Genomic DNA, 7,284 nt, shown 5'->3' on the forward strand with positions numbered 1-7,284 from the left:
GGCTACGAGCGGGTCCATTCGCTGGCCGAACTGATGGCGCGGGCGGATGTGGTCAGCGTCCACGCCCCGTTGAGCGAGGAAACCCGCAAGCTGCTTGGCGCGGCCGCTTTCGCCGCCGCCAAGCCCGGGCTTGTCCTCATCAACACGGCGCGCGGTCCGATCGTCGATCTCGACGCGCTGGAAGCCGCGATGCGCAAGGGCACGGTCATCGGAGCTGGACTGGACGTGCTGCCGAACGAACCTGGCGATCTCGACCATCCGCTTCTGGCCGCCTGGCGTGCCCGCGAGCCGTGGATTGCCAATCGGCTGATCGTCACGCCGCACGCCGCCTTCTACAGCCCGGCCTCGATGCGCGACCTCAGGCTGAAATCGATCGAGGTTGTGCACGCCTATCTCGCCGAGGGCCGGCTCACCAACTGCGTCAATGCAGAGTATCTGAAATGAACATGGCGGTGGCGCAGACACCGCGGCTGGCTGTTTCGCCCTATGCACGCCGCCTGGCGCGCGAGCGCGCTCTTCCGCTTGAAACCCTTCGTGGCAGCGGACCGGGTGGCCGCATCCTGGGCGCCGACGTGCTGGGCTTCGTTCCAGTCGCCGCGCCCGTGAATTTGCCCGATATCGTCGCCCCTTCCGTTGCCACTCCCCGCATTGCCGCCTTTGCGGCGTCAGTCGCACTGACCGCGCTGCGAGACCTGCTGGCCGCGCTGGAGAGCACAGGGAGGGCGTTCGACTTTGACGACGTGCTGTTGCGCGCGGTGGGTCGTGTATGCGGTGAGATCCCGGATGCCGCCAAGGCCGGCGAGACTTCGGTGGCGATGGAACTGGCAGGCCGGCAAGCGGTGTTTGCGACCGTCCCTGAGCTGCCCCTGACGTCGCTGCACGCAACGCGGCTTGCAGCCCTGGCCGACAGTCGCGACGACGCGGAAATGCCGGCGCTGCTTTCCATCCGCCTGCTGCCGGCGAGCAGCATCCGGCCACTGATGCTGCCGCTGTTGCCGGGCCGCGCCATGCGCCTGGCTGTCTCGGTAAGTTCAGCAAGTGATCATGCCGAATGCCTGCTCGTCACAGACGCGGCAAGCGTTGACGAGGGTATCGCCGCAGCGTGGCTCGCCGCTCTGAAATCGGCGATCGAACACCCGCTCCGCCTCTTTGTCTAGGACGGTTGATGGTCGTCAGCCTTGGCTTTTGGCCTTATGCATGTCGTCATCCCAAAACCGGAACCACTTTTGGGCGACAAGCATAGCCTCGAAGCGAAGAAGCTATTATAAAAGCTTTGACACAGGCGCGACGAGGCTCATGGATAACTCCGTTCCTACCATCGACAGTCTTCCCCGGCGCACGCTCGGCCGCACGAACGGGCCGCTGTATCGCCAGCTCGCCGACATATTGCGCGAGCCGATCGGCAACGGCACCTTCCCCGTCGGCGGCGAACTGCCGAAGGAAGCGACCATTGCCGAGCACTTTGGTGTTAGCCTGATCACGGTGCGGCAAGCGTTGCGAGACCTCGAGGCCGACGGGCTGATCAGAAAACGGTCGGCGAAGCCGGCTGTGGTCACGGCGCGCAATCCGTCCGTCAATCTGAGCTGGAAATTCAAGAACTTCGCCGATATGGCGGCCTTCACCAAAGACGCGCAACTGACGGTGAAATCCTATCGCAAGGAGGTTTCCCCCGTGCTCCAGCGCCATTTCGGCATGGCCAAGGACGAGGCGGGCTACTGCCTGCGCGGCATCCTGTCGGTGGGCGAGCAGAAGAAGGCGCAGATCACCAGCTATTTCCCGCCTGCTGTCGGAGCGAAGCTGAAGCGGGACGATTTTTCCGACGTGCTGATCTTTCGCTCGGTGCAACGGCATCTCGGCCTGCGGCTGGACGTCGCGCATGTCACGGTCCGCGCCGAGATCGCCGACGAGGCCATCGCGGAAGACCTCGGCGTCGCTCTTGGCAGTGCGGTCCTGAGCGTGGAGATGCTCTATCAGTCGGCCGACCAGCAGAGCATCGAGTTCACCATCGCGCGGCATCCGGCCGATCTCTTCAGCATCAGCTACGACGCGCCGAACGATCTGGCCTGAACCCGATCGATCGGCGGGCCCGATCGGCGCGATTGTCCGCACGGATTTCCCAGTCGCGCCCATGGACAGTTTTATAAAATTATAATAGCATCATAGCTAGGATGAAGACCGCGTCGAAAACCACGATCGAACGTGGATGCGCGACCACATCCGCTGTCGAGCATTTGCCTGGGGCATGTCGCCCAAATGTGCGCAGCGGTTCCGGGGTAACGGCATGCACAAAACAAAGTCTGTCCATAAGGGGGCGTGCCTGGAAGGCACTTGAATAGGCGGCGGCGCTCGCGCGGCCGACAACAACACGGGAGGAGGAAGTCATGAAAGCAGGCGCATTTTTCGCCGGCCTTGCGGTGATCGCGACGACGTTGCTGTCGATCGATGCCGTGCCGGCCAACGCACAGGACAAGAAGCCTTACACCATCTATCTCTCCAACAATTTCGTCGGCAACGACTGGCGCCAGCAGATGCTGCGCAGCGCCGACATCGCGGTCAAAAAACCGCCGCTGGCCGGCCGTGTCGACCTCAAGGTCGAAGTGGTCGAGACCACGGTCCAGGCGCAGATCAATTCCCTCAACAACATCATTCGCAACAAGCCCGACGCCATCATCATCGATGCGGGCTCCGGCGAAGCGCTCAACCCGACGATCCAGAAGGCTTGCGATGCCGGCATTCTGATCATCGCCTTCGATCAGATCGTCAGCGCGCCCTGCGCCTACACGATGGAGTCCGATTGGGGCCGGGCGCCGCGCGTGGAGGCCGAATGGCTGGTCAAGAAACTCGGCGGCAAGGGCAAGATCCTCGTCGACCGCGGGCTTGCCGGCGCTCCGATCTCCGCCCAGCTGCAGGGTGGGTTCGAGGAGGTCATCAAGAAATACCCCGGCATTGAAGTGGTCGGCTATTTCAACGGCGACTATGCGCTGGGACCGGAGCAGGCCGGTGTCGCCAGCCTGCTGGCGGCCCACCCGCAAGTCGACGCCATCTTCGTCCAGGGCTACGGCGCCGGAGCGATCAAGGCGCTGCAGGATGCCGGCCGTCCGATCGTTCCGATCACCGGCAGTCCCTTCAACCTGACGACGACGACCTGTGCCCAGACGCAAGGCGCCCAGTGCATCCTGGCGCCCAACCCGGCCTACCTGTCGGCCGAGGCCCTGAAGCTGGCGGTCGAGATCCTCGACGGCAAGAAGCCGGCCGAAAAGAAGATCCTGCTGCGCAATGCCTTCCTCACCACCGATCCGATCGCGTCGGAATTGTACCCCGATGCGGCCATGCAGAAGATCGAGGTTGGCAAGAACGCCTTTCCGGACATGGCTCCCGGTCTGTTTCTTCCGGTCAGCCCGGACTGGGTTGAAATCACCCCTGCCGAGGCCGCCGGCGCGAAATGAGCGACGTCTGCCAATCGGCGGCGAATGGTCGCCTCGAAGCTCCCCAATGCGCCTTGGCTTAAATTGACAAGGCGTATTGGTACCGGTATCAATTTAGGTGCAGCACCCACCAAGATGGCGAAGTCCGTCGCTGGCTGATGCAGGAAACACGAAGGAGGAGAGACCATGAAACTGAAGACAGTTTGCATAGGATTGGCAGCTCTTGCCATGTCTGCAATCGCCATCAGCACGGCGCCGAGCCGCGCGGAGGACAAGAAGCCCTACACCATCTACCTCTCGAACAATTTCGTCGGCAATGACTGGCGCCAGCAGATGGAGCGCGTCGCCACCGTTTCGGTCAACAAGGGACCGCTGAAGGGCCGCGTCGACCTCAAGATCGAGAATGTCGAGAACACCGTTCAGGCGCAGATCAACTCGCTCAACAATATCATCCGCCAGAAGCCGGACGCCATCCTCGTCGATGCCGGCTCGGACTCGGCCTTGAACCCGACCATCAAGAAGGCCTGTGACGCCGGCATTGTCGTCATCAGCTTCGACCAGGTGGTGACCGAGCCCTGCGCCTATGCCGTCGCCTCCGACTGGGACCGCATCCCCTCCGTCATGGCCGAGTGGATGGCCACGCAGCTTGGCGGCAAGGGCAACATCATCCTCGACCGTGGCCTCGCCGGCGCGCCGATCTCGGCTCAATTGCAGCAGGGCTATGAGAAGGTGCTGGCCAAATATCCCGACATCAAGGTGGTCGGCTACTACAACGGCAATTACGCGCTTGGACCGGAGCAGTCGGGGGTCGCCGCCTTGCTTGCCGCCAATCCGCAGATCGACGGCATCATGACGCAAGGCTACGGATCGGGCGCCATCCAGGCGCTCAAGGATGCCGGCCGGCCGATCGTCCCGGTCGTCGGCTTCTCCTACAATGTAGCCGCCCTTACCTGCGCGCAGACTAAAGGCGCCAAGTGTATCCTCGGCTCGAACCCGGCCTATCTCTCTTCGGAAGCGATCAGGCTGGCGGTCGATATTCTCGACACCGGCAAGAAGCCGGCCGAACGCTCGATCTCGGTCAAGGGCGACTTCGTCACCACCGATCCCTTCGAGTCCAAGCTTTATCCGGGCACCAAGATGATCAAGATCGCGGTCGGCGAGAATGCCTTCCCCGACCAGGCGCCCGGCCTGACGCTGCCGATCACGCCCGACTGGGTCGAGATCACCGCTGCGGAAGCCGCTGGCAGCAAGTAACATCCTGTGACCACGACCCTGTCTCCCGGCATCGCAAGATGTCGGGAGAGTTTTTCGAAGGCGCATTCATGGACCTCGTCACCGTCAAAGGCCTGTCCAAACGCTATGGCGGCATTGTCGCGCTGAGCGAGGCGACATTCAGTGCCCGCGCCGGCGAGGTGCACGCACTGCTCGGCGAGAATGGCGCGGGAAAGAGCACCTTCATCCAGATCCTGTCCGGCGCGGTTCGGCATGATGGCGGCTCGATCCTGGTCGACGGCCAGGACTATCGTCCCGCAAATCCGGATGCTGCCCAGGCGCGCGGCATCGCCGCCGTCTTCCAGGAACTGTCGCTGATCCCTGATCTGAGCGTCGAGCAGAACATCTGGTTTCGCCACGAACCAAGGACGCTCCTGAGCACCGTCAATCGCGCAGAGATGCGCCGCAAGACGCTGGCGCTTCTCGACAAGTACAAGTTCCCGGCGCTGCGCCCCGAGCAGGAGTTGCGCCGGCTGACATTGGCCGAACGGCAGATCGTCGAGATCGCCAAGGGCCTGGCCAAGGATCCGCGCATCCTGATCCTAGATGAGGCGACCTCGGCGCTGCCCGCGCGCGAAGCCGAGTGGCTGCTCAAGCTCACCCGGCAACTGGCCGCCGAGGGCAGGCTGGTCATCTTCATCTCGCACCGCATGGCCGAGGTGCGCGCCATCGCCGACCGGCTGACCATCTTCCGCAATGGCAGCACCATCGCCGTGCATGAGGCCAATGCCGTGTCCGACAACGAGATCGTCACCCAGATGATCGGCAGGCATCTCGACCGGCTCTATCCCGAACGTATTGCCACCGCGACCGATCGCATTGCGCTGAAGGTCAAGGGCTTTTCCAGCGGCAGCCGGCTCTCCGGCGTCGATTTTGCGCTGCGCGAGGGCGAGGTGCTCGGCGTCGGCGGGCTGCAAGGCCACGGCCAGCGCGAACTGTTCCAGTCGCTGTTCGGCGCCAGCAAGGCGAGCGGCACCGTCGAACTGTGGGGCAAGCCGGTTTCGATCGGCAATCCGCGCCAGGCGCTGACCGGCAAGGACGGCATCGCGCTGGTGCCCGAGGACCGGCGCGGGCAGGGCCTGCTTTTGACCAAGAGCGTGCGCGAGAACCTGACCCTGTCGGTCATCAAGCGCTTCACCGAAAATGGCTTGCTGAGCCGACAAAAGGAAGCTGCCCTGGTCAAGGAGATGGTCGATTTCCTGCGCATCAAGGCCGGCACGCCGGAGCAGCTTGCCGGCACGCTGTCCGGCGGCAACCAGCAGAAGGTGATCTTCGGCAAGATGCTGCTCACGCAAGCGCGCGTGCTCTTGCTCTACGACCCGACGCGCGGCGTCGATGTCGGTACCAAGGGGGAGATATTCCAGCTGATGCGGGATCTCGCGGCCAAGGGCTATGCGATCCTGTTCCATTCCAGCGACATGCCGAAACTCGTCCACGTCGCCGACCGCGTGCTGGTGATGCGCAACGGCGGTATCGCAGCCACGCTGGAGGGTGACCGTATCTCGGAGGCAAGCATTTTGCGCGCCGCCATGCTTGAAAGCGAGGCGGCCTGAGGCATGGTGATGTCAGTCGCGGAGAGACCTGTTGAGATGGCGCAAAGGCCAGCCGAAATGAAACCCGCCAGGCCAGGCATCGATTGGCGCGGCCGCGCGCTCGACCGCGCGCCGTTCCTGGTCGCCTGCCTGATGCTGGCCCTGATCGTTGCCATCTATGGCAGCCTGCAATCCGGCGTCTTCTCGCTGGACGAGATCAACCTCGACACGGCGGCGGCGATGACGCTGATGCTGGCGGCAACCGGCCAGACCATCGTGCTGGTGCGCGGCGGCATCGACCTGTCGATCGGCGGCATGATCAGCCTCGGCACGGTGATCGCGGCAACGCGCTTCACCGACGACCCGTCGACCGTCGCTCTGTGGACCCTGGCCATTCTGGCCCTCGGCTTCCTGATCGGCGCGCTCAACGGCCTGCTGATCTCACTGCTGAAACTGCAGCCCTTCCTGGTTACGCTCGCCACCTGGTCGATCCTCAACGGCGTCGCCATGATCATCCTGCCGACCGATGGCGGCAGCGTTCCCGGCTGGTGGGTCGGCTTCGGTTATGCCCAGCTGTTCGGCCTGACCAGCCCGGTCTGGATGCTGCTGGCACTTTTGCTGTTCTGGTGGTGGTTCCGGGCGACGCGCGTCGGCGTCACCATCCAGGCGACGGGCTCCAACGAAAAGTCGGCCTTCCTGTCGGGCGTCTCGATCACCCGGGTCAATGTCATCACCTACGGTCTCTCAGGCCTGTTCGCGGCGGGTGCGGCGCTCTACCTGACGACACAGACCGGCGCCGGCTCCCCGACCATCGGCAAGGACTACATCCTGCCTTCGGTGGCGGCGGCGGTCATCGGCGGTGTCAGCCTGTTCGGCGGCCGCGGGCATCTGGCCGGCACCCTGATCGGCGCCTTCGTGCTGACCCTCATCGGCAATCTGGTCTTCGTCCTGCATGTGTCGAGCTACTGGCAGCCGGTTGCTTCCGGCGTCATCCTTCTGCTCTCGGTGCTGGCGAGTTCCGTCGCCGAAAAGGCCGCAAGGAACCGTGTCCAATG

7 protein-coding genes are annotated in these 7,284 nt (G+C 63.8%); all 7 read left to right on the forward strand.

From position 1 onward, the window contains the following. Positions 1–444 (forward strand): NAD(P)-dependent oxidoreductase (locus EN935_RS15440; protein ID WP_281040335.1); only part of this gene is annotated, 444 nt, incomplete at its 5' end. Continuing rightward, positions 441–1,157: an E3 binding domain-containing protein gene (locus tag EN935_RS15445; protein ID WP_127262354.1), complete on the forward strand. Its 717-nt coding sequence runs from the start codon at positions 441–443 to the stop codon at positions 1,155–1,157. The genes EN935_RS15440 and EN935_RS15445, both read left to right, overlap by 4 nt. Positions 1,158–1,296: 139 nt before the next feature. Further along, on the forward strand, positions 1,297–2,067 hold the full coding sequence (locus EN935_RS15450) for a GntR family transcriptional regulator (protein WP_127373422.1): 771 nt from the start codon (positions 1,297–1,299) through the stop codon (positions 2,065–2,067). Positions 2,068–2,381: 314 nt separating this feature from the next. Beyond that, positions 2,382–3,446 carry a sugar ABC transporter substrate-binding protein gene (locus EN935_RS15455; RefSeq protein WP_127265712.1) on the forward strand — a complete coding sequence of 355 codons (1,065 nt, stop codon included), beginning with the start codon at positions 2,382–2,384 and terminating at the stop codon, positions 3,444–3,446. Between the two features lie 165 nt (positions 3,447–3,611). After that, the gene (locus EN935_RS15460) at positions 3,612–4,679 is read left to right on the forward strand and encodes a sugar ABC transporter substrate-binding protein (RefSeq protein WP_127265711.1); all 1,068 of its coding nucleotides are present in this window, start codon (positions 3,612–3,614) and stop codon (positions 4,677–4,679) included. 68 nt (positions 4,680–4,747) lie between these two features. Then, a complete protein-coding gene (locus tag EN935_RS15465) occupies positions 4,748–6,250 on the forward strand; it encodes a sugar ABC transporter ATP-binding protein (protein ID WP_245469025.1) in 1,503 nt (500 codons plus the stop codon). Between the two features lie 57 nt (positions 6,251–6,307). Further along, a partial coding sequence (locus tag EN935_RS15470) for an ABC transporter permease (RefSeq protein ID WP_245488972.1) occupies positions 6,308–7,284 on the forward strand: 977 nt, incomplete at its 3' end.

The sequence above is a fragment of the Mesorhizobium sp. M7D.F.Ca.US.004.03.1.1 genome, from assembly GCF_003998635.1.
GTDB classification, from domain to species: domain Bacteria; phylum Pseudomonadota; class Alphaproteobacteria; order Rhizobiales; family Rhizobiaceae; genus Mesorhizobium; species Mesorhizobium loti.

Bases quoted from the DNA above. Each gene is read 5' to 3' on its own strand.
- EN935_RS15455 (WP_127265712.1), top strand. From the start codon at position 2,382: ATGAAAGCAGGCGCATTTTTCGCCGGCCTTGCGGTGATCGCGACGACG.
- EN935_RS15465 (WP_245469025.1), top strand. From the start codon at position 4,748: ATGGACCTCGTCACCGTCAAAGGCCTGTCCAAACGCTATGGCGGCATT.
- EN935_RS15450 (WP_127373422.1), top strand. From the start codon at position 1,297: ATGGATAACTCCGTTCCTACCATCGACAGTCTTCCCCGGCGCACGCTC.
- EN935_RS15460 (WP_127265711.1), top strand. From the start codon at position 3,612: ATGAAACTGAAGACAGTTTGCATAGGATTGGCAGCTCTTGCCATGTCT.
- EN935_RS15445 (WP_127262354.1), top strand. From the start codon at position 441: ATGAACATGGCGGTGGCGCAGACACCGCGGCTGGCTGTTTCGCCCTAT.